This is a genomic window from Enterobacter sp. FW301-JW81, assembly GCF_058788735.1.
Genome location: NZ_JBYTBA010000003.1, coordinates 447,222 through 472,178, shown reverse-complemented (window position 1 = coordinate 472,178; position 24,957 = coordinate 447,222). Strand labels below are relative to the sequence as shown.

At 54.0% G+C, this 24,957-nt stretch carries 19 protein-coding genes; 12 read left to right on the top strand and 7 right to left on the bottom strand.

Features of this window, described 5'->3' with window-relative positions; all coding sequences use genetic code 11:
* Positions 1 to 21 precede the first annotated feature (21 nt).
* Complete coding sequence (gene argR / locus AC3WOK_RS13270) at positions 22 to 492, bottom strand: transcriptional regulator ArgR (protein ID WP_059312147.1); 471 nt, start codon at positions 490 to 492, stop codon at positions 22 to 24.
* Positions 493 to 889: 397 nt separating this feature from the next.
* Here argR and mdh point away from each other — a divergent pair, with 397 nt between their 5' ends.
* Positions 890 to 1,828, top strand: coding sequence for a malate dehydrogenase (gene mdh / locus AC3WOK_RS13265; protein ID WP_023309387.1), 939 nt, complete (start codon positions 890 to 892; stop codon positions 1,826 to 1,828).
* Between the two features lie 57 nt (positions 1,829 to 1,885).
* Here mdh and degS read toward each other — a convergent pair whose 3' ends face one another.
* From degS to zapG, 3 genes are all read right to left on the bottom strand, one after another.
* A complete protein-coding gene (gene degS / locus AC3WOK_RS13260; protein WP_492354644.1) occupies positions 1,886 to 2,953 on the bottom strand; it encodes an outer membrane-stress sensor serine endopeptidase DegS in 1,068 nt (355 codons plus the stop codon).
* Positions 2,954 to 3,045: 92 nt separating this feature from the next.
* Complete coding sequence (gene degQ, locus AC3WOK_RS13255) at positions 3,046 to 4,413, bottom strand: serine endoprotease DegQ (protein ID WP_492354643.1); 1,368 nt, start codon at positions 4,411 to 4,413, stop codon at positions 3,046 to 3,048.
* 171 nt (positions 4,414 to 4,584) lie between these two features.
* The gene (zapG, locus tag AC3WOK_RS13250; RefSeq protein WP_008502832.1) at positions 4,585 to 4,983 is read right to left on the bottom strand and encodes a Z-ring associated protein ZapG; all 399 of its coding nucleotides are present in this window, start codon (positions 4,981 to 4,983) and stop codon (positions 4,585 to 4,587) included.
* 189 nt (positions 4,984 to 5,172) lie between these two features.
* Between zapG and zapE the strand changes: the two genes are divergently transcribed.
* From zapE to AC3WOK_RS13205, 9 genes are all read left to right on the top strand, one after another.
* A complete protein-coding gene (gene zapE / locus AC3WOK_RS13245) occupies positions 5,173 to 6,297 on the top strand; it encodes a cell division protein ZapE (protein WP_492354642.1) in 1,125 nt (374 codons plus the stop codon).
* A 288-nt stretch (positions 6,298 to 6,585) separates the two neighbouring features.
* The gene (rplM, locus tag AC3WOK_RS13240; RefSeq protein WP_006178824.1) at positions 6,586 to 7,014 is read left to right on the top strand and encodes a 50S ribosomal protein L13; all 429 of its coding nucleotides are present in this window, start codon (positions 6,586 to 6,588) and stop codon (positions 7,012 to 7,014) included.
* A gap of 15 nt (positions 7,015 to 7,029) precedes the next feature.
* Complete coding sequence (gene rpsI, locus AC3WOK_RS13235; RefSeq protein ID WP_003860436.1) at positions 7,030 to 7,422, top strand: 30S ribosomal protein S9; 393 nt, start codon at positions 7,030 to 7,032, stop codon at positions 7,420 to 7,422.
* A 308-nt stretch (positions 7,423 to 7,730) separates the two neighbouring features.
* A complete protein-coding gene (gene sspA, locus AC3WOK_RS13230; protein ID WP_014071978.1) occupies positions 7,731 to 8,369 on the top strand; it encodes a stringent starvation protein SspA in 639 nt (212 codons plus the stop codon).
* Positions 8,370 to 8,374: 5 nt separating this feature from the next.
* Entirely contained in the window at positions 8,375 to 8,872 is a 498-nt protein-coding gene (gene sspB, locus AC3WOK_RS13225) for a ClpXP protease specificity-enhancing factor (protein WP_059312151.1), read from the top strand.
* A 353-nt stretch (positions 8,873 to 9,225) separates the two neighbouring features.
* Positions 9,226 to 9,897, top strand: coding sequence for a DUF1120 domain-containing protein (locus tag AC3WOK_RS13220; RefSeq protein ID WP_492354641.1), 672 nt, complete (start codon positions 9,226 to 9,228; stop codon positions 9,895 to 9,897).
* 535 nt (positions 9,898 to 10,432) lie between these two features.
* Entirely contained in the window at positions 10,433 to 11,140 is a 708-nt protein-coding gene (locus AC3WOK_RS13215; protein WP_063431365.1) for a fimbria/pilus chaperone family protein, read from the top strand.
* Between the two features lie 6 nt (positions 11,141 to 11,146).
* On the top strand, positions 11,147 to 13,573 hold the full coding sequence (locus tag AC3WOK_RS13210; protein ID WP_492354640.1) for a fimbrial biogenesis outer membrane usher protein: 2,427 nt from the start codon (positions 11,147 to 11,149) through the stop codon (positions 13,571 to 13,573).
* Positions 13,570 to 14,121 (top strand): hypothetical protein, encoded by a 552-nt coding sequence (locus AC3WOK_RS13205; RefSeq protein ID WP_492354639.1) that lies wholly within the window; start codon positions 13,570 to 13,572, stop codon positions 14,119 to 14,121. Before AC3WOK_RS13210 ends, AC3WOK_RS13205 begins: the two co-directional genes overlap by 4 nt.
* 33 nt (positions 14,122 to 14,154) lie before the next feature.
* On the opposite strand, the gene gltD is transcribed toward AC3WOK_RS13205, so the two are convergent.
* Both gltD and gltB read right to left on the bottom strand, forming a co-directional pair.
* On the bottom strand, positions 14,155 to 15,573 hold the full coding sequence (gene gltD / locus AC3WOK_RS13200; RefSeq protein WP_059312156.1) for a glutamate synthase subunit GltD: 1,419 nt from the start codon (positions 15,571 to 15,573) through the stop codon (positions 14,155 to 14,157).
* 9 nt (positions 15,574 to 15,582) lie between these two features.
* Positions 15,583 to 20,043 (bottom strand): glutamate synthase large subunit, encoded by a 4,461-nt coding sequence (gene gltB / locus AC3WOK_RS13195; protein ID WP_059312157.1) that lies wholly within the window; start codon positions 20,041 to 20,043, stop codon positions 15,583 to 15,585.
* 687 nt (positions 20,044 to 20,730) lie between these two features.
* Here gltB and mnmL point away from each other — a divergent pair.
* Complete coding sequence (gene mnmL / locus AC3WOK_RS13190) at positions 20,731 to 21,672, top strand: tRNA modification radical SAM protein MnmL/YtqA (protein ID WP_123138612.1); 942 nt, start codon at positions 20,731 to 20,733, stop codon at positions 21,670 to 21,672.
* Here mnmL and AC3WOK_RS13185 read toward each other — a convergent pair.
* On the bottom strand, positions 21,652 to 23,154 hold the full coding sequence (locus tag AC3WOK_RS13185; protein WP_492354638.1) for a helicase HerA-like C-terminal domain-containing protein: 1,503 nt from the start codon (positions 23,152 to 23,154) through the stop codon (positions 21,652 to 21,654). The genes mnmL and AC3WOK_RS13185 overlap by 21 nt on opposite strands.
* 137 nt (positions 23,155 to 23,291) lie before the next feature.
* Between AC3WOK_RS13185 and AC3WOK_RS13180 the strand changes: the two genes are divergently transcribed.
* On the top strand, positions 23,292 to 24,938 hold the full coding sequence (locus tag AC3WOK_RS13180; RefSeq protein WP_059312160.1) for a glycerone kinase: 1,647 nt from the start codon (positions 23,292 to 23,294) through the stop codon (positions 24,936 to 24,938).
* The last annotated feature ends 19 nt before the right edge of the window (positions 24,939 to 24,957 follow it).

Sequence of the window (24,957 nt, the reverse complement as noted above, 5' to 3'; positions counted from 1 at the left end):
CGGCGCTACGGGGAGAGAGGATTACAGTTCCTGTTCGAACAGAGCCAGAATCGCTTCGTGGAGATCTTTAACGGAGAAACCGCTGGCCGGGATGGTAAAGATGGTGTCATCACCGGCGATAGTCCCGAGGATACCCTCCGTTTTACCTACTGAGTCCAGCATGCGGGCAATCAGCTGCGCGGCACCAGGGCTTGTGCGGATCACCACAACGGAGTCGTTGTAATCGATATCCAGAACCAGATTCTTGAGCGGGCTGGTGGTGGTCGGCACGCCAAGTTCTGCAGGCAGGCAATAAACCATCTCCATTTTGGCGTTACGGGTACGTACCGCGCCAAATTTGGTTAACATGCGGGAGACTTTCGACTGATTGATGTTATCGAAGCCTTGTTCCTGCAGCGCCTGAACAATTTCTCCCTGAGAACTGAATTTCTCTTCTTTAAGTAGCGCCTTAAACGCCTTAACTAATTCTTCTTGCTTAGACGAGCTTCGCATAAGTCACCCGGAATATGACGATAGAAACAACATTATTATGCATGTGGATGAATTTTTATGCAAATTATCTACTCAGCGCCAGGCTGAAATAATGTTATGAAAGGGAGTGATTTTATCAGATTTCGTTATCAGAAAACATGCCTGGGTCACGCCGCGCAAATAAGCTTAAAAGTAAATTAAATGTTATCAAAATGATGTTGTTTTGGTGGCGGGGCAGGGTGTATTGTAACCACCTCTTAATTCGTTGCCATCTGTCGTCAGATAGTCTTCTGATGAGAGATAAAGCCGCGTGACCTCAAATTCTTTAGCTACGAAAATTGTAATTAAACACTTGCTGAATTATGGTCGCCGCAACGGATTTACAGATACTTAAGTTAACCATAATAAGGAGTTTAGGATGAAAGTCGCAGTCCTCGGCGCTGCTGGTGGTATCGGCCAGGCGCTTGCCCTACTACTGAAAACCCAACTGCCTTCAGGCTCAGAACTCTCCCTGTACGATATTGCTCCGGTAACCCCAGGTGTGGCGGTTGACCTGAGCCACATCCCAACCGCTGTAAAAATCAAAGGCTTCTCCGGTGAAGATGCGCGTCCTGCACTGCAGGGTGCCGACGTGGTGCTGATTTCTGCAGGCGTGGCGCGTAAGCCAGGCATGGATCGTTCAGACCTGTTCAACGTCAACGCAGGCATTGTGAAAAACCTGGTGCAGCAGATTGCTGAAATCTGCCCGAAAGCATGCATCGGCATCATCACTAACCCGGTAAACACCACCGTTGCTATCGCGGCAGAAGTGCTGAAGAAAGCAGGTGTTTACGACAAAAACAAACTGTTCGGCGTGACCACGCTGGATATTATCCGTTCCAACACCTTTGTTGCTGAGCTGAAAGGCAAACAGCCAACAGAAGTGGAAGTTCCGGTTATTGGTGGACACTCTGGCGTCACCATTCTACCTCTGCTGTCGCAGATCCCAGGCGTTAGCTTCACCGAGCAGGAAGTGGCTGACCTGACCAAACGCATCCAGAACGCGGGCACCGAAGTGGTGGAAGCGAAGGCGGGTGGCGGTTCTGCGACCCTGTCTATGGGCCAGGCAGCTGCGCGTTTCGGTCTGTCACTGGTTCGCGCTCTGCAGGGCGAGAAAGGCGTTGTTGAATGCGCTTACGTTGAAGGCGATGGCGAACACGCTCGCTTCTTCTCTCAGCCGCTGCTGCTGGGTAAAAACGGTATCGAAGAGCGTAAATCCATTGGTACGCTGAGCGCGTTTGAACAACACGCGATGGAAGGCATGCTGGACACGCTGAAGAAAGATATCACCCTGGGCGAAGAGTTCGTTAACAAGTAAAGCGCACCCCCACCCGGTAAAAAAAACGGAGCTTATCGCTCCGTTTTTTTATGCCTGTCAGTTAGTGGCCGGGTATTCCTGAATCGTCACATGCAGCGTCAGTTTCTTATCGTTGCGCATGACTTCAACAGGTATGATAGAGCCTGGGCGAATTTCTGCCACCTGGTCCATCGTCTCCAGCGCAGAGACCGCCGGCGTGCCGTTGACCGACACAATGACATCATTTACCTGAATCCCCGCATTCGCCGCCGGACCGCCTGGCGACACCTCGTTCACCACGATGCCCTGAATCTGATCGATACCGCCGCCCTGGGTATGCATAGGTGCAATTTCACGGCCGCCAATACCGATATAGCCGCGAATCACACGCCCATCGCGGATCAGTTTATCCATAATTTTGGTCGCCAGCTGGAACGGAATGGCAAAGCCGATCCCTTCCGGCGTCTCACCGTCGTTACTCTTATCGAACGAGAGGGTGTTGATGCCCATCAGCTCGCCCAGCGAGTTGACCAGCGCACCGCCGGAGTTACCGTGGTTGATTGAGGCATCGGTTTGCAGGAAGTTCTGCCGTCCCGATGGGTTGAGACCAATACGGCCGGTCGCGCTGATAATCCCCTGGGTGATGGTCTGGCCCAGATTGTAAGGGTTGCCGATAGCCAGCACGACGTCACCAATGTGCGGGGTACGTTTACGGTTGATCGGGATGACCGGCAAACCGCCCGTGGCGTTAATTTTCAGGACGGCCAGGTCGGTCAGGCTATCCGATCCAACAAGTAATGCCTCAAACACGCGGCCGTCCTGCAGGGCGACGATGATCTGGTCGGCATCGTTAATCACGTGCTTGTTGGTAATAATGTAGCCACGCTCGTCCATAATTACCCCGGAGCCGAGGGTGCGTATCTCCAGCTGGTTATGGGCTGAGGTGTTCAGGCCACGGTTATAGACGTTAACCACGGCAGGTGCGGCACGGCGAACGGCCTGGTTATAGGTGGCCGGCGTTTCATCCGTGCTATCGAACTGGGGAGCCGACAGTTTGTTGAACTGACGTAAAGACGGCAGCGCCAGCAGCAGCAGGCCTGCGACAATCAAACCGATGAAAGTAGAACGTAAGAGCTTTAAAAGCATGATGCGCGTGTCGTTAAATAAGGAACGATTTGCAGCATAACATGAGTTATCCGGACATCACACGCAGCGGTGATGTCCGGGGTCGCAAATGCTTAGCGCAACAGAATATAGATGGACTCATTGCCACGCATGACCTGCAGGGCAATAACCGCCGGTTTACTTTCCAGCACCTTGCGCATTTCGGCAATGGACTGCACGCGATTGCGGTTTACGCCAATGATAACGTCATCCTGATGCAATCCGGCCTGCGCGGCAGGGCTGCCCTTCTCGACGGTGTCGATGCTGATGCCTTTCGTACCGTCTTTCAGCTGCCCGTCGCTCAACGTAGCGCCTTGCAACGCCGGCGCGATAAGCTCTGCGCTGGCAGAGGAAGAGGTGCTCTTATCCAGCGTTACTTCAACGTTCAGCGGCTTACCGTCACGAATCAGACCCAGCTTCACTTTGGCTCCAGGTTCGGTTGTGGCAATCCGCGAACGTAGTTCTGCAAAGCTGCTCAGCGGTTTGTCGTTAAGGCTGACGATCACATCACCCGATTTCACGCCTGCTTTTGCCGAGCCGGAGTTTGGCATTACTTCACTGACAAACGCCCCGCGCTGTACGTTAATGTTGAACGCCTTTGCGATATCCGCGCTCATCTCCATACCTTTAATGCCCAGCAGCCCGCGTTTGATTTCGCCGAACTGGATGAGCTGCTGCGCCAGCGTTTTGGCCATATTACTGGGGATAGCAAAACCGATCCCAATGCTGCCGCCGCCCGGAGCCAGGATTGCCGTGTTGATCCCAATCAGCTCGCCGTTCAGGTTGAGCAATGCCCCGCCGGAGTTCCCACGGTTGATGGAGGCATCGGTCTGGATAAAGTTTTCCAGCCCTTCAAGATTCAGGCCGCTGCGCCCGAGCGCCGAGACGATCCCGGAAGTTGCGGTCTGCCCTAAACCAAAGGGGTTGCCCACGGCGACGGCAAAATCGCCGACGCGCAGTTTGTCGGAATCCGCAATGGCAATCTGGGTCAGGTTGCTTGGGTTTTGCACCTGCAACAGCGCGATGTCGCTCTGGTCATCGCCGCCGATCAGTTTGGCATCAAATTCGCGGCCATCGTTAAGCTGGACGCTGATTTTATCGGCCTGGCTGATGACATGATTGTTGGTCAGAATATAGCCTTTTGCCGCATCAATAATGACGCCAGAACCCAGACCTTCAAAAGGCTGAGCCTGCTGGTCGGGAGACTCATCGCCAAAATATTTTTTCAGTTCTTCAGGGACGCGTTGGCTTTGTACTGCTGTGCCCTCAACCTGGACGCTGACCACCGCAGGCAATACTTTTTCCAGCATTGGCGCGAGGCTTGGGATGGCCGCCTGGCCTGGCACCTGGGAGGGAATGGCGGCGAATACCGGGACGGACGCCGAGAGAGATAACCCGACACTTAACGCGATAGCGCTCAACAGCTGGTTTTTTTTCTTCATCGATGTTGACTCTCGTAACCTGGAATAAAGGAAAAACGGCCCCAAAAACACGTTGATGTTATTGAATTTTAAACCGCTGAACAATGAGGTGTTTAACTAAATAATAGCTGGGGTCATCAAGAAAGGACGGGCGCAATCGCTGCGCCCGTAAAATAAATTCTGGTTGTGCGATTAATCGCGTTTTACGCCACCGCGCAGCAGGCCGGACGCGCCATCTGAGTAGTCGCGTGGCATCTGAACCGGAGCCTGATCGTTACCGGCTTCAGAGTCTGCCAGACGATTGCGGAACGGGTTGGTTTCCGCCGTCATTTCAGGCAGCAGGCTGCTGGAGCTTTTCGCCATGTGTTGATACAGCTGGCGATAGTCGGTCGCCATGTTGTCCAGCAGCTCGGCGCTACGGGCAAAGTGGCTGACCAGCTCTTCACGATACTCTTCCAGTTCGGCTTTGTTCTTTTCCAGTTCGTACTGCAGTGACTGCTGCTGACGCAATTTGCGATTACCGAAACGCATGGCCACAGCACCGATGACGATGCCGACCACTAAACCGATTAGCGCATATTCCCAGGTCATGAACTTCTCCCGTTGTCTTGTTGTTCCGTAGGGTGTTGGCTCGGCTCCTGCCTGTGCCTGATAATGCCACTATAACCGCTATTTCCGCAGAAGTGGAATCCTGACGTATCATCGCGTAGTGTAGAACGGCCTTTTTTTCATCAGTCACGCCTGCTGGTGAGCTTTAATTGAGGGAATAACAATAAGATTATGCAAAACTTGTCCCCTGCATCGCGATATCAACTGGCCCTTAACGAGGGCACCCATCAACCGGATGACGTTCAGCGTGAGGCGGTAAGCCGTCTGGAGACGATCTATCAGGAACTCACGGCAAAGCCCGCGGAAGCTGAACAGAGCGGTGGGCTCAAGGCGGCCTTTGGACGGCTGCTTGGGAAAAAAGCGCCGCAGGAGCACGCGCCGGTGCGCGGTCTCTATATGTGGGGCGGTGTCGGGCGGGGAAAAACCTGGCTGATGGACATGTTCTACCAGAGCCTGCCGGGGGCGCGTAAACAGCGTCTGCACTTCCATCGCTTTATGCTGCGGGTGCATGAAGAGCTGACGGCACTGCAGGGCAAAAGCGATCCCCTGGAGATTGTGGCCGACAGATTCAAGGCGGAAACGGACGTGCTCTGCTTCGACGAGTTTTTTGTGTCTGACATCACCGATGCCATGCTGTTAGGTGGCCTGATGAAAGCGCTATTTGCCCGGGGGATTACGCTGGTTGCCACGTCGAACATCCCGCCTGATGAGCTGTACCGCAATGGCCTGCAGCGGGCGCGCTTCCTGCCTGCCATCGACGCTATCAAACAGCATTGTGACATTATGAATGTTGATGCAGGGGTAGATTACCGGCTACGCACGCTGACCCAGGCACATCTCTGGCTCTCACCATTAAATGCAGAGACCACCCAACAGATGGATAAACTGTGGCTGGCGCTAGCGGGGGCAAAACGCGAGCACGCTCCGGAACTCGAGATTAACCATCGCCCGTTGGCAACGCTCGGTGTTGAAAACCAAACGCTGGCGGTCTCCTTTACGACGCTGTGTGTTGATGCCCGCAGCCAGCACGACTATATTGCGCTTTCGCGTCTGTTCCACACCGTGATGGTGCTGGATGTTCCGGTGATGACGCGGCTGATGGAGAGCGAAGCACGTCGCTTCATTGCGCTGGTGGATGAGTTTTATGAGCGCCACGTCAAGCTGGTGATTAGCGCCGAGGTTCCTTTATATGAGATCTACCAGGGGGAGCGGCTGAAGTTTGAGTTCCAGCGCTGCCTCTCGCGCCTGCAGGAGATGCAGAGCGAGGAATACCTCAAGCTGGAGCATATGCCATAAATGCCACCCTCTCCCGTGGGAGAGGGGCTGGGGGTGAGGGCACCAGACCGCACAGTGCTCACCCCCGAAAAACCCATTCCAAATCACATTTAAGGGTCGATCTTTGACCTCAACTTCTCTATAATCTTGCGACCCCACGTTACGAGAAGGTTTTTTTCCCGAAACTTTCTATGTGTCGGCATTAGCTATTCGAAGGGGTAGGTTTGCCGGACTTTGTCGTGTGAACCTCAACTGACTAAACGTTTGGGTGTTCACCAACGTGTAACTTATTATTTGGGTAAGCTTTTAATGAAAACTTTTACAGCTAAACCAGAAACCGTACAGCGCGACTGGTATGTTGTTGACGCGACCGGTAAGACTCTGGGCCGTCTGGCTACTGAACTGGCTCGTCGCCTGCGCGGTAAGCATAAAGCGGAATACACTCCGCACGTTGATACCGGTGATTACATCATCGTTCTGAACGCTGATAAAGTTGCTGTAACCGGCAACAAGCGTACTGACAAAGTGTACTATCACCACACCGGCCACATCGGTGGTATCAAAGAAGCGACCTTTGAAGAGATGATTGCTCGCCGTCCTGAGCGTGTGATTGAAATCGCGGTTAAAGGCATGCTGCCAAAAGGCCCGCTGGGTCGTGCTATGTTCCGTAAACTGAAAGTTTACGCAGGCAACGAGCACAACCACGCGGCACAGCAACCGCAAGTTCTTGACATCTAATCGGGATTATAGGCAATGGCTGAAAATCAATACTACGGCACTGGTCGCCGCAAAAGTTCCGCAGCTCGCGTTTTCATCAAACCGGGCAGTGGTAAAATCGTAATCAACCAGCGTTCTCTGGAACAATACTTCGGTCGCGAAACTGCCCGCATGGTAGTTCGCCAGCCGCTGGAACTGGTTGACATGGTAGAAAAACTGGATCTGTACATCACCGTTAAAGGTGGTGGTATCTCCGGTCAGGCAGGTGCGATCCGTCACGGTATCACCCGCGCTCTGATGGAGTACGACGAATCCCTGCGTTCTGAACTGCGTAAAGCTGGCTTCGTTACTCGTGACGCGCGTCAGGTTGAACGTAAGAAAGTGGGTCTGCGTAAAGCACGTCGTCGTCCACAGTTCTCCAAACGTTAATTCATTCTGCTTACGCAGAACGATTGGCGAAAAACCCGCTTCGGCGGGTTTTTTTATGGATAATGCGTAGGTTATCCACAGTATCAATGCATATATCTTCTCTTTTTCCACATTTCCAGAATCCCCTCACCACAAAGCCATCAAAATCTGGTAAACTATCATCCAATTTTCTGCCCAAATATCGGTGAATACTCGATTTTTGTTCGATTCTTGAACAATGTGTTTTCTCTGGGATGGGCGATACAACATCTGGCTGGCCCCTGTTGGGCTGGTAGCAGTAAAAATTCTGAATATACCTGGAGGTTTTCATGGCTGTCGCTGCCAACAAACGTTCGGTAATGACGCTGTTTTCTGGTCCTACTGACATTTATAGCCATCAGGTTCGTATCGTGCTGGCCGAGAAGGGTGTCAGTTTTGAGATCGAGCATGTGGAAAAGGATAACCCGCCTCAGGATCTGATCGATCTCAACCCGAGCCAAAGCGTACCGACGCTAGTGGATCGCGAGCTGACCCTGTGGGAATCCCGTATCATTATGGAATACCTGGATGAGCGTTTCCCGCATCCACCACTGATGCCTGTTTACCCTGTTGCGCGTGGTGAAAGCCGCCTGTACATGCAGCGTATCGAAAAAGACTGGTATACGCTGATGAACGTCATCGTTAACGGTTCCTCTTCTGAAGCCGATGCTGCGCGTAAGCAGCTGCGTGAAGAGCTGCTGGCCATCGCCCCTGTGTTTGGTCAGAAACCGTTCTTCCTGAGCGATGAGTTCAGCCTGGTGGATTGCTACCTGGCTCCGCTGCTGTGGCGTCTGCCTACTCTGGGCGTAGAGTTCAGCGGTCCTGGTGCGAAAGAGCTGAAGGGCTATATGACTCGCGTATTTGAGCGCGACTCTTTCCTGGCATCTTTAACTGAACCGGAACGTGAAATGCGTCTCGGCCGAGGCTAATCACTGTGGAAATGTCACAACTAACCCCACGCCGTCCGTATCTGCTGCGCGCCTTCTATGAATGGCTGCTGGATAACCAGCTCACGCCGCACCTGGTGGTGGATGTGACGTTGCCGGGCGTGCTGGTTCCCATGGAATACGCGCGTGACGGACAGATCGTGCTGAATATTGCGCCGCGCGCAGTGGGTAACCTGGAACTGGCAAACGACGAAGTGCGCTTTAACGCGCGTTTCGGCGGCGTACCGCGTCAGGTTTCCGTGCCGCTGGCTGCCGTGCTGGCTATCTACGCGCGTGAAAACGGTGCGGGTACCATGTTTGAGCCGGAAGCGGCTTACGACGAAGACGTTGCCAGCCTGAATGATGACGATGCAACCGGAGAGCGCGAAAGCGACGCGGTGATGTCCGTTATCGACGGCGACAAACCCGATCGCCAGGATGATAACGATCCAGATGACGATCCGCCACCACGCGGGGGGCGTCCTGCTCTCAGAGTGGTAAAATAACGGTTAATCAATACGTTATAAATCCAGCTTATCTAAAGATGGCTGGATTTTTTTTTGTGAAATTAATATTTCATATATTTTTTCTAATGGGACTCGCTGAAAGTCAAAGAGATGCTCTGAATATATCATTGTCGTGAATATCAACCCCTTCCGTAGCGGTCTTTTTCAGGCTATTTATCATTTAAACCATTAGAATTAAAAAAACTAAATAATAATATTATTTTTGATAAATTGCATATATTCGCATTGTAGATATTATATGCACATGTACTGTTGCATATCCTTCAGCATGAAGAAAAAGATTTGTTGCAGAAATCATATACTGAAATAACTCATACGTTAAGGATTAACAAATGAAAAAAGTATTACTTGTCACGGTATTGTCACTGTGTGTTTCATCTGCATTTGCTGCGGAAACGGCGGTAATGAAGGTGAAAGGAACGCTGACTAACTCAGCATGTACACCTGAATTAAGCAATGGCGGTGTTGTCGACTACGGTAACATCCATCTGGGTGAGCTGTCGACAACTGAAGTAAATCAATTGGGCGAAAAAAACATTAGCCTGACAATTAACTGTTCAGCACCCACTAAAGTTGGATTCTCATCTGTTGATGACCGAAGTGATAGTCAGGCAGATATCAAAGTTGAAAGCACAAAATACGGCGATCAAACCATTGATCCCTATTTGTTTGGTCTTGGGAAAACGACTGGGGATGTTAAGATTGGTGCATATGCAGTGCTCTTGGATCGCGATAAAATTACCGCTGATGGCATTGACGTTGATGGCATTTATACGCAATATCTTGATGGAAGATGGACAAGTACTACTGTACGAAACCAGCTTCAGGATGAGAATATTCGGACAATGACAGTTGCAGCAAAAGGCTCTTTAGAGCCATTGGCATTTACTACAGCAGTGTTCCCTTTGATAACCTCTGTCGCTATTCAGGATACGACGACTTTAGCGATAACCGACGATACGAAGTTAGATGGTCAACTGACAATCAGCCTAAATTATCTGTAATCCTCCATTTTTCAAAGTATAAAAATCATCCAAAAGAGCAAATGCTGTATATTTGCTCTTTTTTATTGTTTGTAAAACACTCAATGCTATGAAGATGCGTATAGTAAAATCACTTTTTGAGGATGGATGGGGACAAATTTAGAACAGTGTAAACAAGTATTTTATATGTATTGAAATGCTAAGAGCGTAAGTGGATTAAATCAAAACCGCAATCAATTAATTTCTTGAATATAAATGGCTGATAATTTACTTGATATCATTTAATTTATATGAATTATTAATGGATTGAGATTATCTTAAGTCAATTATTAATAAGTCTAAATTGCATGCATTTGGAATTTCTATATTATCGCCGTGAACTTCAGTGGTATTTATCAATGGGTTGTTAATTTTTAATGTGCTGGCGATAGGAATCTGTCAGTCTCTCAAAATTTAAAGTGAGTTAAATTCAAACCAACAAATAAGTAACATTTCACCCTAATAGAGAAGCGCCATAAACACGGAGTGTTAGGTAGTGCTTTCAAGGAATATACATATGACATGCTCTAAAACTGTTTTAATTAAAACGCTCGCTGCAGCTGCCTTGTTCACTGCACAGTTTGCCGTACATGCCGCAGGTATGGTGCCAGAAACCAGTCTGCTAGTTATTGATGAAGCGACCCACAGCGGCACCATCAACGTCAAAAATACCGATAGCCATCCGTCGCTGCTGTATACCGATGTGGTGGATTTGCCAGATGATCAAGGCCTGAAACTGGTGACCACTCAGCCCGTGGTGCGTCTCGAGCCCGGTCAGACCCAGCAATTGCGCTTCATTTTGCAAAACAGCAAGCCACTGGATGTTGAGCATTATAAGCGTGTGACCTTTGAAGGTATCCCACCGAAAAGTGACGACAACAAAGTCAAAATTGGCATCAATATTCGTCAGGATCTGCCTGTACTGATTCGCCCTGCGAAACTGGCCGTGGTGACCGATGCCTGGAAATACCTCGACTGGACCGCTTCAGGCACCTCCGTCACGGTGAAAAACCCGAGCAAATATGTCGTACGCCTGGCGCAAAACGTAGTCCTGCAGCCTTCAGGCATCAGCGGCTCGCTTGCCAAAACCTACATACTACCCGGTGAAACCATGACGGTTTCAATGGGCAAATCCGTCAGCGGCAACAACAAAGTTAAATTCTTCCCCGCCAGCCGCTATGGGGTCGAAGTTCCAAGCTTCATCTCGGATCTCAATAAAAAATAAAGGATTATGGCGGTGCGTAAAAAAAGCCAACTTGCACTTTTTGTGCGCGCTGTGATTTATAGCGCAATACCACTGTTGTTGCTTGATGCCCCATCTGTCCACGCGAGGGAGGTGACGTTTGATACGGATATCCTCAAATCCCGGGGGCTGGGCGTCGATCTGAACCGCTACTTTGCCGAAGCCCCGCGCTTTTTACCGGGGACGCATTCCGTTTCGGTCAAAGTGAACGGCAACGATCGCGGAACGGCAGCCGTACGCTTCAGTGAAGACGGTACGATGTGCGTTGATAACGACTTCCTGGAATTCGCAGGACTCATGCCGGTGCCCATAAAGGCGAATGAAACCTGTCATGATATTCGCAGCGACTATGCTCAGGCTGTGATTAACCCGTTGCCAAACCAGGAGGCAGTCGAGCTTTATCTGCCACCGGAAGCGCTTAACAGCCTGAGCGCAGACGTTAAAAACTTCCAGCATGGCGGCACGGCAGGCATGCTTAACTACTCGTTATTCAGTACCAAAAGTGACTACAGCGGAAGTGACAGCAGCAGTAACCGTTACTCCCAGGCAAGCCTGGAGGCGGGGTTCAATACGATGGACTGGTCTCTGCGCAGCCGCTATATCCTGACGGATGATAACGGTAACCGAAACGCAGAGAGCATTTATACCTACGCAGAACATGTGTTTGTGCCCCAGCGCCTGACCATGCAGGTGGGTGAAGTCAACGCCATGTCCGATGTGCTAAGCGGCGTGCCGATCACCGGTGTACAGCTGATGCCAACGAGCGGTTTGCAGAAAGACAGCTCGGGCGTGAGCGTGTCCGGTATCGCCCGTACGTCACAGGCGCGCGTTGAAGTTCGTCAGAACGGGCGACTTATCTTTAACACCCTGGTTCCGGCGGGGCCGTTTACGCTGGATGATGTGCCGATGGTACGCAACAACGTCGATCTGGACGTCACCGTTGTTGAATCTGACGGCTCAACGAACCACTACATTGTTCCCGCCTCTTCCGTAAAATCGCGGAACCTTTCAAGACCAAACGGCCTGACCGTTTCGGCAGGCCAGGTGCGCGGCATAGACAGTGACTACAGCGACCCGCTGGTGTTCAACGTATCCGACGGCTGGCGAATTTTCCCCTGGATGAACCTGCTTGCCTCCGGCGTGGTGGCTGAAGATTACCAGGCAGCAGGCGCGCGCACTGAGTTTATGGTCACCGATGACTGGAATATCTCCACCAGCATGGCCGCCAGCAAGGCGCAATTTGGCGACAGCGATAACGGTATCAAAAACGAATTACAGAGCGATTATTCATTTACCGAGAACGTCGGCCTGTCTGCCAGCGTAGCGCACTACAGCGGTGATTACCGCGAGCTGGCGGATGCCATGGACGATGATTACCAGGGCTATGACAACAGCTATTCCGCCAACATTCGCTGGTCAACTCCGCTAGCCGGAGCATTTAGTGCAGGCCTTAGCTACAACCAGGCAGCAGGAGACGGAGAGGATTCACGTTATTTACTGCTGTCATGGGGTAAGACCTTCAAATATGCCTCGGTCAACGTTAACTGGCAAAGCGCAGTTGGTAACTCTGATGATGACCAGAATGACGATCTTTTATACATCAACCTCAGCATCCCGCTAGGCGGTTCGCAGAGCCTGAGCTCTTATATGCGCAAGCAGGGCGATAGCACCAGCTACGGCCTGGCAAACAGCGGCTCGCTGGGTAATGACACTAACTACTATATTTCTGCCGATCGTGACCAGGAATCAAAGCAAAACAGCTTTAACGGCAACATTAACACCAACCTGCACTACGCCCAGCTTAGCGTAGGCGGGGGGACCAGCGGTGATAACCAGCGTAACTATAATGCGACGCTGTCTGGCGGTATTGCCATGCATAAAGAGGGCGTGACCTTCTCGCCGTATTCCATTAAAGACACCTTCGCAATTGCCAAACTGAGCGAACCGAAAGCGGGTGTGGAGATCACCACGCCGCAGGGTACCGTCTGGACCGATCGCTGGGGGCAGGCTGTCATTCCAGGCCTGACCGAGTGGCGTAACTCGCGCATTGAAGTGGATGCGAACAAACTGCCGCAGAGCATGACGCTGGCAAACGGCACCAAGTACATTGCTGCTGCCCATGGTTCGGTCAGTGAGGTGAGCTTTAAGGTGCTGAACAGCCGTCGCGTGATGTTACGCATCAAGCAGGCCGACGGTAAGCCGCTAACGAAAGGCCTGTCCGTGGTGGATGACAAAGATAATTACGTGGTGACGGTGGTCGATGATGGACATGTTTTCCTGAACGATGCCGATCAGGTCGCCGCACTGTATGCCATCAATGATGACAATCAACGTCTGTGCAAGCTTGATTTCACCCTTCCTGCAAAGCATGACGAAGACGCGTTTTATGAGGAAGTTAACGGAGTATGTCGATGAACCTTAAACATCTGGCTACGCTTTTGCTGCTTGCCTTACCGTGCTTTTCTTATGCTGAAGAGTGCCAGTTAACGCTCTCCCAGCAGGTCGTGGATTATCATCAGATGCGGCGTGACAACATTATCTCCAGTCAGCAAAGCTGGAACAAAATGCCGGAAAAAGAGATTAACGTCAGCGTCTATTGCCCTGAAAAACAGCAGATGGCGACGTTAATACAGGGCGCTTCCGGACAGAAAGGGCGTTTTCAGTTTGGCCAGAACGGCGGTGTGGCGATTAAAGTCAGCAACCTGACGCTTGACGGTAAAAGCTACAGCGTGGGAAAAACAACCGATCAGGTGAACTTTACGCCTGAAAGTGATAGCGGCGCATCACTCTATGTTCGCAATAACGAAGCGGTAATCGCGGTTGAAAACGGTAAGGTACCCAGCGGCCAGCAGCTAAATTTTACCGTGACGATTTTCCCGGTACTGAATGACAGCGCGTTTAACCATATTTCTGATCAAACTGCTCTGGAGAGCGATTTGTCCTGGCAACTTCTCAAGAAATAAAAAAATGGCCCGGTGTCTGCCGGGCCATTCTCGTTACACTTCCAGGTAATTCATAATCCCGTCGGCCGCTTTACGCCCTTCGGCAATCGCGGTGACCACGAGGTCGGAACCGCGAACGATATCGCCACCTGCAAAGATTTTCGGGTTGCTGGTCTGGAACGCATTGTCGCTGCCTTCTGGCGCAATAATACGGCCCTGCGAATCCAGCTCAACGCTGTGCTTCGCCAGCCACGCCATGCTGTGAGGACGGAAACCAAACGCCATGACCACGGCATCGGCCGGGATCACATACTCGGAACCGGCTACGATTTCTGCACGACGACGGCCTTTCGCATCCGGCGCGCCCATCTCGGTGCGCGCCATCTTCACGCCGCTCACTTTGCCATTGGCATTCACTTCAATACCCAGAGGCTGGATGTTGAACTGGAACTCAACGCCCTCTTCACGCGCGTTTTTCACTTCGCGTTTAGAGCCCGGCATGTTCTCTTCGTCACGACGATAGGCGCAGATCACGTGTGCCGCGTTCTGACGAATAGACGTACGCACGCAGTCCATCGCGGTATCACCGCCGCCCAGCACCACCACGCGTTTGCCTTCCATGCTGACGAAAGGTTCTTCGGCCGTTTCGCCATAACCCATAATCTGCTTGGTGTTGGCAATCAGGAACGGCAGCGCATCGTACACGCCCGGCGCGTCTTCGTTCTCCAGACCACCGCGCATGGACTGATAGGTGCCCACGCCCAGGAACACGGCGTCGTAATCCTTCAGCAGATCGTCGAGCTGCACGTCGCGGCCCACTTCTGTGTTCAGCTTGAACTCGATACCCATGCCGGTGAAGATTTCACGACGGCGGGTCATGACCTCTTTCTCCAGCTTGAAGGCCGGGATGCCGAAGGTCAGCAGACCGCCGATTTCCGGATGACGGTCAAAGACCACCGCCTTCACGCCGTTACGGGTCAGGACGTCCGCACAGGCCAGGCCCGCCGGGCCCGCGCCGATAATCGCCACGCGCTTGTCGGTTTGCTTCACGCCGGTCATGTCCGGGCGCCAGCCCATCTCGAACGCTTTATCGTTGATATAGCGTTCGATGTTACCGATGGTCACCGCGCCAAACTCGTCGTTCAGCGTACAGGAACCCTCACACAGACGGTCCTGAGGACACACGCGGCCGCACACTTCCGGCAGGGTGTTGGTCTGGTGAGACAGCTCGGCGGCTTCAAAAATACGTCCTTCGTTGGCCAGCTTCAACCAGTTCGGGATGTAGTTGTGTACCGGGCATTTCCATTCGCAGTAAGGGTTACCGCAGGACAGGCAGCGGTCTGCCTGCGCTTTGGCCTGGCCTTCTGAAAACGGCTCGTAGATTTCTACAAATTCAATTTTACGGATCTTCAGCGGTTTCTTTGGCGGATCAACACGCTGCAGGTCGATAAACTGGTATACGTTCTGGCTCATCTGAATTCCTTACTGCGCCTGCACGCGCAGCTCTGCTGCGCTACGACTACGGTGACCCAACAGGGCTTTAACATCGCTGGACTTCGGTTTAACCAGCGCGAATTTCGCAGAGAACGCCGGCCAGTTCGCCAGGATCTCTTCGCCGCGCGAAGAACCGGTATGCTGCACGTGCTCGGTAATCAAACCGCGCAGGTGTTCTTCGTGGATGGCCAGCGTATCAACGTCCAGCACTTCCACCAGTTCAGGGTTCACGCGTTTGCGGAACTCACCGTCTTCATCCAGGACGTATGCAAAACCGCCCGTCATGCCTGCGCCAAAGTTCACGCCGGTTTTACCCAGGACGCAAACAATCCCGCCCGTCATATATTCACAACCGTTATCGCCAATGCCTTCCACCACGGTGATAGCACCGGAGTTACGCACCGCAAAACGTTCACCTGCACGGCCCGCTGCAAACAGACGACCGCCGGTCGCGCCGTACAGACAGGTGTTACCGATGATGCTTGCCTCATGGCTGCGGAAGGCTGAACCTACCGGAGGACGCACCGCCAGCAGACCGCCCGCCATGCCTTTACCGACGTAGTCGTTGGCATCACCAGTCAGGTACAGCTCAACGCCGCCTGCGTTCCACACGCCGAAGCTCTGACCCGCGGTACCGCTGAAGTGCGCGGTGATCGGATCCGCTGCCAGCCCCTGGTCACCGTGCGTTTGCGCGATGTAACCGGAGAGCGACGCGCCTACGGAACGGTCAGTGTTGCGGATATCAAACCAGAACGTTTTGCTCTGCTTGTCGTCCACGTACGGCTTCGCCTGCTGCAGCAGCTGTGCGTTCAGCACGCCGTTATCGAACGGCGGGTTGTTCTCTGTGCAGTAGACCGCTTTGCCCGGGTGCGGCTGCGCGGTTTCCAGCAGCTTGCTCAGCTCCAGTTTCTGCTGCTTCGCGGTGAAGCCTTCCAGCTCTTTCAGCAGGTCGGTACGGCCAATCAGATCCACCAGGCGTTTAACGCCCAGCTGTGCCATCAGCTCGCGGGTTTCGCGGGCGATAAAGTCAAAGTAGTTGGTCACTTTGAACGGCAGGCCGTGGTAGTGGTTCTTACGCAGCTTCTCATCCTGGGTCGCAACACCGGTTGCGCAGTTGTTCAGGTGGCAAATACGCAGGTATTTACAGCCGAGCGCAACCATCGGGCCGGTACCGAAGCCGAAGCTTTCAGCGCCCAGAATCGCCGCTTTGATGATGTCGAGGCCGGTTTTCAGGCCACCGTCCACCTGCAGGCGGATCTTGTGACGCAGACCGTTAGCCACCAGCGCCTGCTGGGTTTCCACCAGACCGAGTTCCCACGGGCAACCCGCATATTTCACGGAGGAGAGCGGGCTTGCACCGGTACCGCCGTCGTAACCGGCGATGGTGATGAGATCCGCATAGGCTTTCGCCACGCCGGTGGCGATGGTTCCAACACCCGGTTCGGAAACCAGCTTCACGGAGATCATCGCTTTCGGGTTGACCTGTTTCAGGTCGAAAATCAGCTGCGCCAGATCCTCGATAGAGTAGATATCGTGGTGCGGTGGCGGAGAGATCAGCGTCACGCCCGGCACGGAGTAGCGCAGTTTGGCGATATACGGGGTGACTTTATCACCTGGCAACTGACCGCCTTCGCCCGGTTTTGCACCCTGAGCGACTTTAATCTGAATCACGTCGGCGTTGACCAGGTACGCTGGCGTGACGCCAAAGCGACCGGATGCCACCTGCTTGATACGGGAGACTTTGTTGGTGCCGTAACGCGCAGGATCTTCACCGCCTTCGCCGGAGTTGGAGTTGCCGCCGATGCTGTTCATGGCTTCCGCCAGCGCTTCGTGGGCTTCCGGGCTCAGCGCGCCGATGGACATCGCCGCGGTGTCGAAGCGTTTGAACAGTTCGGATGCTGGCTCAACCTCGTCAATGCTGACCGCTTCATCACCCGGATTGAGGGCAATGAGGTCGCGCAGCGTCGCCGCCGGACGGTTATTTACCAGCTCAGCATACTGCTGATAATCGCTGTATTCGCCGCTCTGAACCGCCTGCTGCAGCGTGCGCACCACGTCCGGGTTATAGGCATGATACTCGCCGCCGTGAACGTATTTCAGCAGACCGCCCTGATCCAGCGGCTTACGTGCCAGCCAGGCGCGTTTAGACAGGTTCACCAGATCCTGCTGGAAGTCAGCAAAACCAGCGCCGCCGATGCGGCTGACCACGCCCTGGAAGCAGAGGTTAGCGACCTCGTCATGCAGGCCGACCGCTTCAAACAGCTTCGAACAGCGGTAGGAGGCAATGGTCGAGATGCCCATTTTGGACATGATCTTGTACAGACCTTTGTTGATGCCGTTACGGTAGTTAAGCATCACAGCACGGTAGTCTTTGTCGATCGCGCGGGTATCCACCAGACGGGCCAGCGTTTCGTAGGCAAGATACGGGTAGATCGCCGTCGCACCAAAGCCTAACAGCACGGCAAAGTGGTGCGGGTCGCGGGCGCTGGCGGTTTCAACAATGATGTTGGCGTCGCAGCGCAGGCTCTTATCGACCAGACGCGTCTGGATAGCACCTACCGCCATTGGCGCGGGTACCGGCAGTCGATTTTTCGCGATATTACGGTCAGACAGCACCAGCAGAACGGTACCGTTACGTACCATCTGTTCGGCTTTGTCACACAGCGCATTCACCGTCTCTTCGAGGCTCGATTCGTTCACGTCAAACGTAATGTCGAGCGTGTCGGCGCGGTAGTGCTCCTCTTTCATGGTGGTGAGCTGTTTGAAATCAGAGTACAGCAGGATCGGCGATTTAAAGGTCAAACGGTGCGCCTGGCCTTCGGCCTCGCAGAAGACATTCATCTCGCGACCAATGCTGGTGGCCAGCGACATGACGTGCGCTTCACGCAGCGGGTCGATTGGCGGGTTGGTGACCTGCGCGAACTGCTGACGGAAATAGTCATAAATGATGCGCGGCTGGCTGGAGAGCACGGCAAACGGGGTATCGTCACCCATGGAGCCGACCGCTTCCTGGCCGTTTTCACCGAGCACGCGGATAACCGAATCCAGCTCTTCCGCGCTGTAGTTAAACTGCTTCTGGTAGCTGGCGAGGGTATCGTCGTCCAGCTCACGGCTGCCCACTTCTTCGTCCGACAGGTCTTCAAACGGCACCAGGCGACGCACGTTTTTCTCCATCCACTCTTTGTACGGGTGGCGGCTCTTCAGATCATTGTCGGTTTCGGCGGAATGCAGAATGCGCCCGCCGCGGGTGTCGATAACCATCAACTCGCCCGGACCGACGCGGCCTTTCTCAACCACTTCGTCAGGCTGGTAATCCCAGATCCCGACTTCAGAGGCGCAGGTGATGAGCTTATCTTTGGTGATGACGTAGCGCGCCGGACGCAGACCGTTACGGTCCAGGTTACAGGCGGCAAAACGACCGTCGGACATCACGATGCCCGCCGGGCCGTCCCACGGCTCCATGTGCATGGAGTTAAAGTCGAAGAACGCGCGCAGTTCCGGGTCCATATCCGGGTTGTTCTGCCAGGCAGGTGGCACGAGCAGGCGCATGGCGCGAACGATGTCCATCCCGCCCGCCAGCAGCAGTTCCAGCATGTTATCCATTGAGCTGGAGTCCGAGCCGGTTTCGTTCACGAACGGTGCGGCATCGTGCAGGTCAGGGATCAGTGGTGTCTGGAACTTATAGGTACGGGCGCGGGCCCACTGGCGGTTACCGGTAATGGTGTTGATCTCGCCGTTGTGCGCCAGATAGCGGAACGGCTGAGCCAGCGGCCAGCGAGGTACGGTGTTTGTGGAGAAGCGCTGGTGGAACAGGCAAATGGCCGATTCCAGACGCAGGTCCGCCAGGTCCAGGTAGAAGCGCGGCAGGTCAGCCGGCATACACAGACCTTTATAGATGTTGACCAGGTTTGAGAGGCTACAGACGTAGAACTCTTTATCGTCCTGGAGACGTTTTTCAATGCGGCGGCGGGCGATAAACAGACGGCGTTCCATATCACGTGGACGCCAGCCCGCAGGCGCATTGACGAAAATCTGTTCAATGCGAGGCAGCGAGGAGAGGGCGATTTCACCGAGCACCCCTTCATTGGTTGGCACATTACGCCAGCCGACAATAGACAGGGTTTCACGCTGAAGTTCTTCTTCGACGATGCGGCGTGAGGCAGCAGCCTTTTCAGGATCCTGGTTCAGGAACAGCATACCGACAGCGTAGTTTTTGGCTAAACGCCAGCCGCGCTCTTCCGCCACGATGCGGAAGAAACGATCGGGTTTTTGCAGCAGCAGGCCGCAACCGTCGCCGGTTTTACCATCGGCAAGGATGGCGCCACGGTGCTGCATTCGGGCCAGTGCGTGAATAGCAGTACGCACTACCTTGTGGCTAGGTTCGCCTTCTATGTGGGCGATCAGGCCGAAACCACAGTTATCCTTCTCAAGGGATTTATCGTACAACATATCAGTGAACCTCCCCAGGCTCGTCGGGCTTCTCTCTGAACTTTACCGTGGCGCACAGGCGCAGAAAGAGCATGGCGACGGGGTTTGCGTTTCATACGCGGACCTCGCATTCGCCCTCTTTTTCATCCTTTCGCGCAGGTAAACAAGTTTGAGGACTTGCTTCAGAGGGAATCTCAATTACTGCATAAATATGATGAGCAGGCCGCTCATCCAGAAAGCTTCCAGCGGATTTCCAACTTATCGGGAATTGGTACACAGGTCAAATGGCAATCTTATTTATACAAAAATGTGCTAAAGAGGCGCTATATCTTTGTATGTAAAAAGAATTTAACTATTTTTACATTGATTGTATGCCCAGACAGGACGCAGCGGAGTGTGATCTGACTCACTATATGAAAGCGGTATTATCAATGTAGCGTGCTGAATAGCGGTTTCATACCAGAATAATAATCTGGTATTGGCTGCAAACCCGCATAAAGCCACTGTTTTACCGTGGTGGCGCTATAAATGAAAAAAACAATCAGAACATAAGGAAAAGTAATTACGACCGGGGTGAATGAAATTGCAGTAATCCTGAGTATTTATTCATATAGATAAAGGCCGTCCAGGGCGATTGATCCAGGTCATCGCCGACAGAGGCTAAAAATGGCAGGCTTGTCCCCTTTCTCCGGGACGGTCTATCAGATTATGCAGTTACAGAAATTAGTCAATATGTTTGGTGGGGATCTTTTGCAGCGTTATGGTCAAAAGGTTCACAAGCTGACGCTGCATGGCGGGTTTAGCTGTCCAAACCGGGATGGCACGATTGGGCGCGGCGGCTGCACCTTCTGTAACGTTGCCTCGTTTGCTGATGAGACCCAGCAGCACCGCTCCATCGTCGAGCAGCTTTCACATCAGGCGAGTCTGGTAAACCGTGCGAAGCAGTATCTGGCCTATTTTCAGGCCTACACCAGCACGTGGGCGGAGGTGCAGGTGCTGCGCGACATGTATCAGCAGGCCGTCAGCCAGGCCAATATTGTCGGGCTGTGCGTGGGTACGCGCCCGGACTGCGTGCCGGACGCGGTACTGGACCTGCTCAGCGAGTATAAAGAGCAAGGCTATGAGATCTGGCTGGAGCTGGGTCTACAGACCGCGCATGACAAAACGCTGCACCGGATCAACCGTGGCCATGATTTTGCCTGCTACCAGCGCACCACGCGCCTTGCTCGCGAGCGCGGGCTGAAGGTCTGCTCGCATCTGATTGTCGGCTTGCCCGGAGAAGGTCAACAGCATGGCCTTGAAACGCTGGAAAGGGTAGTTGAAACCGGTGTGGACGGCATCAAGCTGCACCCGCTGCATATCGTTAAGGGCAGCATTATGGCGAAAGCCTGGGAAGCCGGACGGTTGAACGGCATTGAACTCGACGAGTATACGGTGACGGCAGGGGAGATGATTCGCCACACGCCGCCGGAGATTGTTTACCACCGCATTTCCGCCAGCGCCCGCCGCCCAACGCTTCTGGCACCGCTGTGGTGTGAGAACCGCTGGACGGGGATGGTGGAAATCGACCGCTATCTGCATGAGCACGGCGTACAGGGTTCGGCGCTTGGCCACCCGTGGGTTCCCCGTCTACCGACGACGGCCGCCTAGTAAACTCCCCAGCATGCCGCGCACTATCTGATTCGTGACCTGCCGCGCGGCGCTTTTCGCCATGGTCTGCACCACGCCATCACGCTTGCCGCCGCGCGGCCCGGTGCTGCCGAACAGAATGTCTTTGAGTCCACCGAGAATACCGTCATCCACCGCGACAGACTGCCCTTTGGCAGCTGGCGCATCCTGCGATTCGGTGGTCGCCTGTACCCCTTTTTGCAGCATTTCGAACGCAGATTCGCGATCTACCTCGTCTTCGTACTTTCCGTACACCGGGGAGTGGTTAATCAGGCCGTTGCGCTCATCGTCCGTCACCGGCCCCATGCGCGAGCAGGGGGCGATCACCATTGCGCGTTCCACCACGGACGGGCTGCCCTTCGCATCAAGGAACGAGATCAGCGCTTCACCGGTGCCTAACGCCTGAATCGCCGCTTCGGTATCAAAGGCCGGATTAGCGCGCATGGTTTGCGCCGCGGCTTTCACCGCTTTTTGATCTTTCGGCGTAAAGGCGCGCAGGGCGTGCTGCACGCGGTTACCGAGCTGGCCCAGTACGTTGTCTGGTATATCGGATGGATTTTGCGAGACAAACCAGACGCCGACGCCTTTGGAGCGAATCAGGCGAATCACCTGTTCAATCTTGTCCAGCAATACCTGCGGCGCATCGTTGAACAGCAGGTGCGCTTCGTCAAAGAAGAAGACCAGCTTCGGTTTTTCCAGATCGCCTGCTTCAGGCAACTGCTCGTAAAGCTCAGAGAGCATCCACAGCAGGCTGGCGGCGTAGAGTTTCGGCATCTGGTAGAGCTTCTCTGAACTCAGGATATTAATAATGCCTTTGCCGCTGCTGTCGGTGCGCATCCAGTCTTTGATATCCAGCATCGGCTCGCCGAAGAAGTGCTCGGCGCCCTGTTGCTCAAGCGTCAGTAGCCCGCGCTGAATGGCGCCCACCGACGCGCTGCTGATATTGCCATACTGGTTCTGGAAGGATTTCGCGTTATCGCCGATGTACTGGGTAATGGCCCGCAGATCTTTGAAATCGAGCAGCAGCAGACCCTGGTCATCGGCAATGCGGAAGATAATGTTCAGCACTCCGGACTGTACGTCATTGAGGTTAAGCAGGCGAGCCAGCAGCAGCGGGCCGAGATCGGAGACGGTAGCGCGTACCGGGTGGCCTTTCTCGCCAAAGATGTCCCAGACGACCACCGGATTACCGTGCGGGGTCCAATCCGTGATGCCAATATTTTTCAGCCGTTCGAGCAGTTTTTCAGAGGCGATACCCTCCTGAGCCACACCGGTTAAATCGCCTTTCACGTCAGCCATAAAGACCGGTACGCCAATCTCTGAAAGCGACTCCGCCAGTTTTTGCAGGGTGACGGTTTTCCCCGTCCCGGTCGCACCGGTGATCAGACCGTGGCGGTTTGCCATCGCGGGCAGTAAATACAGCTCTTTTTCCAGCGTCCGGGCAATTAACAATGGTGTACTCATGATGCGCTTCCTCTCTTGGTCCTGGGTGCAGTATAGGCAACCTGACGGCAATTTGGCTGAGTAAATTGCTGACTTTGCGGCGCATTATCCAGTGCGGACTATGCTTTTGCATACGGTTCACAAAATAGTGGGAAACTATGTCCAGATTCTTCTTTAACGACCGCAAGCAGCTGGTCAACGATGCCATAGAAGGCATACTGCTCTCTGCGCCGCACGCAAATCTTGTCAAACTCGATATCGATCCGGCTATCAGGATTGTCGCGCGCGGCGACTGGGACAAAAGTCGCGTGGCGGTGATCTCCGGCGGCGGCTCAGGTCACGAACCCGCGCACGCCGGGTTTGTCGGTAAAGGCATGCTGACGGCGGCAGTGTGTGGCGATCTGTTTGCCTCGCCGAGCGTGGATGCGGTGCTCAATGCCATCGTTGCGGTCACGGGCGATCGCGGCTGTCTGCTGATCGTCAAAAACTATACCGGTGACCGCCTGAACTTCGGCCTGGCCGCTGAAAAGGCCAAACGCTATGGCCTGAAGGTTGAGATGGTGATTGTGGCGGACGACATTGCGCTGCCGGATAACAAGCAGCCACGCGGTATTGCCGGTACGGCACTGGTGCACAAGATTGCAGGCTATGCGGCGGAGCACGGAAAATCGCTGAGCGAAGTGCGGGAGATTGCGCAGCAGGCCTGCGACAACCTCTGGAGCCTGGGTGTGGCGATGCAAACCTGTAACCTGCCGGGCAGCGACGATGATGAGGGGCGCATTAGGCAAGGCCACGTCGAGCTGGGTCTGGGCATTCACGGCGAACCCGGAGCTTCCGTGGTGGATACGCAAAACAGCAAAGCGATTATCGACACGCTGGTGGCACCGTTGAGGGCGCAGGCGGGTACGGGGCGCTTTGCGGTATTGATTAACAATCTTGGCGGCGTATCGGCGCTGGAGATGGCGCTGCTGACGAAAGAGCTGGCACACTCGGCGCTGAAAGAGGAGATCGCGTACCTGATTGGCCCTGCGCCGCTGGTGAGCGCCCTGGATATGAAAGGTTTTTCCCTGACGCTGCTTAAGCTCAACGATTTCTTCGAAAAGGCGATTCATGCCGATGTCGAGACGCTGGGCTGGCAGAAGCCGGTGGCGTTTGCACCGATGCGTACCGTGGCACATAGCGCCATTCACGATCGTGTGGAATTCACCCCTTCGGACAATACGCGGGTGAGAGAATGTGTCTCCTCAGTGACGAACACGCTGATCCAGCTGGAAAACCGCCTGAACGCGCTGGATGCGAAAGTGGGGGATGGCGACACCGGCTCCACCTTTGCGCAAGGCGCGCGGGATATTGCGCAGCGTCTGGAGGAAAACACACTCCCGCTTAACGATGTGTCTAAGCTGCTGTTGCTGGTGGGCGAGCGGCTGGCCACGGTGATGGGCGGATCGAGCGGGGTATTAATGTCGATCTTCTTTACCGCGGCCGGGCAAAAGCTTCACGATGGACAGTCGCTACCGGAAGCGTTGCTGAGCGGGCTGGCGCAGATGAAGCAGTACGGCGGGGCGGATCTCGGCGATCGCACGCTGATCGACGCGCTGCAGCCGGCGCTGGAAGCCTTGCAGAAAGGCGATCTTCAGGCGGCAGTGCAGGCGGCACAGCAGGGGGCAGAGGCAACGGCGAAAATGGAGAAAGCCGGTGCGGGGCGCTCATCGTATGTGAACAAAGAGAATCTGGACGGGGTGATGGATCCGGGAGCGGTCGCGGTGGCAGAGGTGTTTAAGGCCATGGTAGATGCAAAACGGTAACAACCGTTACCGTTTTTAG

What these genes read in the sequence shown, in the direction of transcription:
- argR (WP_059312147.1), bottom strand. Translation starts at nt 492, where the DNA reads ATGCGAAGCTCGTCTAAGCAAGAAGAATTAGTTAAGGCGTTTAAGGCG.
- mdh (WP_023309387.1), top strand. Translation starts at nt 890, where the DNA reads ATGAAAGTCGCAGTCCTCGGCGCTGCTGGTGGTATCGGCCAGGCGCTT.
- degS (WP_492354644.1), bottom strand. Translation starts at nt 2,953, where the DNA reads ATGCTTTTAAAGCTCTTACGTTCTACTTTCATCGGTTTGATTGTCGCA.
- degQ (WP_492354643.1), bottom strand. Translation starts at nt 4,413, where the DNA reads ATGAAGAAAAAAAACCAGCTGTTGAGCGCTATCGCGTTAAGTGTCGGG.
- zapG (WP_008502832.1), bottom strand. Translation starts at nt 4,983, where the DNA reads ATGACCTGGGAATATGCGCTAATCGGTTTAGTGGTCGGCATCGTCATC.
- zapE (WP_492354642.1), top strand. Translation starts at nt 5,173, where the DNA reads ATGCAAAACTTGTCCCCTGCATCGCGATATCAACTGGCCCTTAACGAG.
- rplM (WP_006178824.1), top strand. Translation starts at nt 6,586, where the DNA reads ATGAAAACTTTTACAGCTAAACCAGAAACCGTACAGCGCGACTGGTAT.
- rpsI (WP_003860436.1), top strand. Translation starts at nt 7,030, where the DNA reads ATGGCTGAAAATCAATACTACGGCACTGGTCGCCGCAAAAGTTCCGCA.
- sspA (WP_014071978.1), top strand. Translation starts at nt 7,731, where the DNA reads ATGGCTGTCGCTGCCAACAAACGTTCGGTAATGACGCTGTTTTCTGGT.
- AC3WOK_RS13220 (WP_492354641.1), top strand. Translation starts at nt 9,226, where the DNA reads ATGAAAAAAGTATTACTTGTCACGGTATTGTCACTGTGTGTTTCATCT.
- AC3WOK_RS13215 (WP_063431365.1), top strand. Translation starts at nt 10,433, where the DNA reads ATGACATGCTCTAAAACTGTTTTAATTAAAACGCTCGCTGCAGCTGCC.
- AC3WOK_RS13210 (WP_492354640.1), top strand. Translation starts at nt 11,147, where the DNA reads ATGGCGGTGCGTAAAAAAAGCCAACTTGCACTTTTTGTGCGCGCTGTG.
- AC3WOK_RS13205 (WP_492354639.1), top strand. Translation starts at nt 13,570, where the DNA reads ATGAACCTTAAACATCTGGCTACGCTTTTGCTGCTTGCCTTACCGTGC.
- gltD (WP_059312156.1), bottom strand. Translation starts at nt 15,573, where the DNA reads ATGAGCCAGAACGTATACCAGTTTATCGACCTGCAGCGTGTTGATCCG.
- gltB (WP_059312157.1), bottom strand. Translation starts at nt 20,043, where the DNA reads ATGTTGTACGATAAATCCCTTGAGAAGGATAACTGTGGTTTCGGCCTG.
- mnmL (WP_123138612.1), top strand. Translation starts at nt 20,731, where the DNA reads ATGCAGTTACAGAAATTAGTCAATATGTTTGGTGGGGATCTTTTGCAG.
- AC3WOK_RS13185 (WP_492354638.1), bottom strand. Translation starts at nt 23,154, where the DNA reads ATGAGTACACCATTGTTAATTGCCCGGACGCTGGAAAAAGAGCTGTAT.
- AC3WOK_RS13180 (WP_059312160.1), top strand. Translation starts at nt 23,292, where the DNA reads ATGTCCAGATTCTTCTTTAACGACCGCAAGCAGCTGGTCAACGATGCC.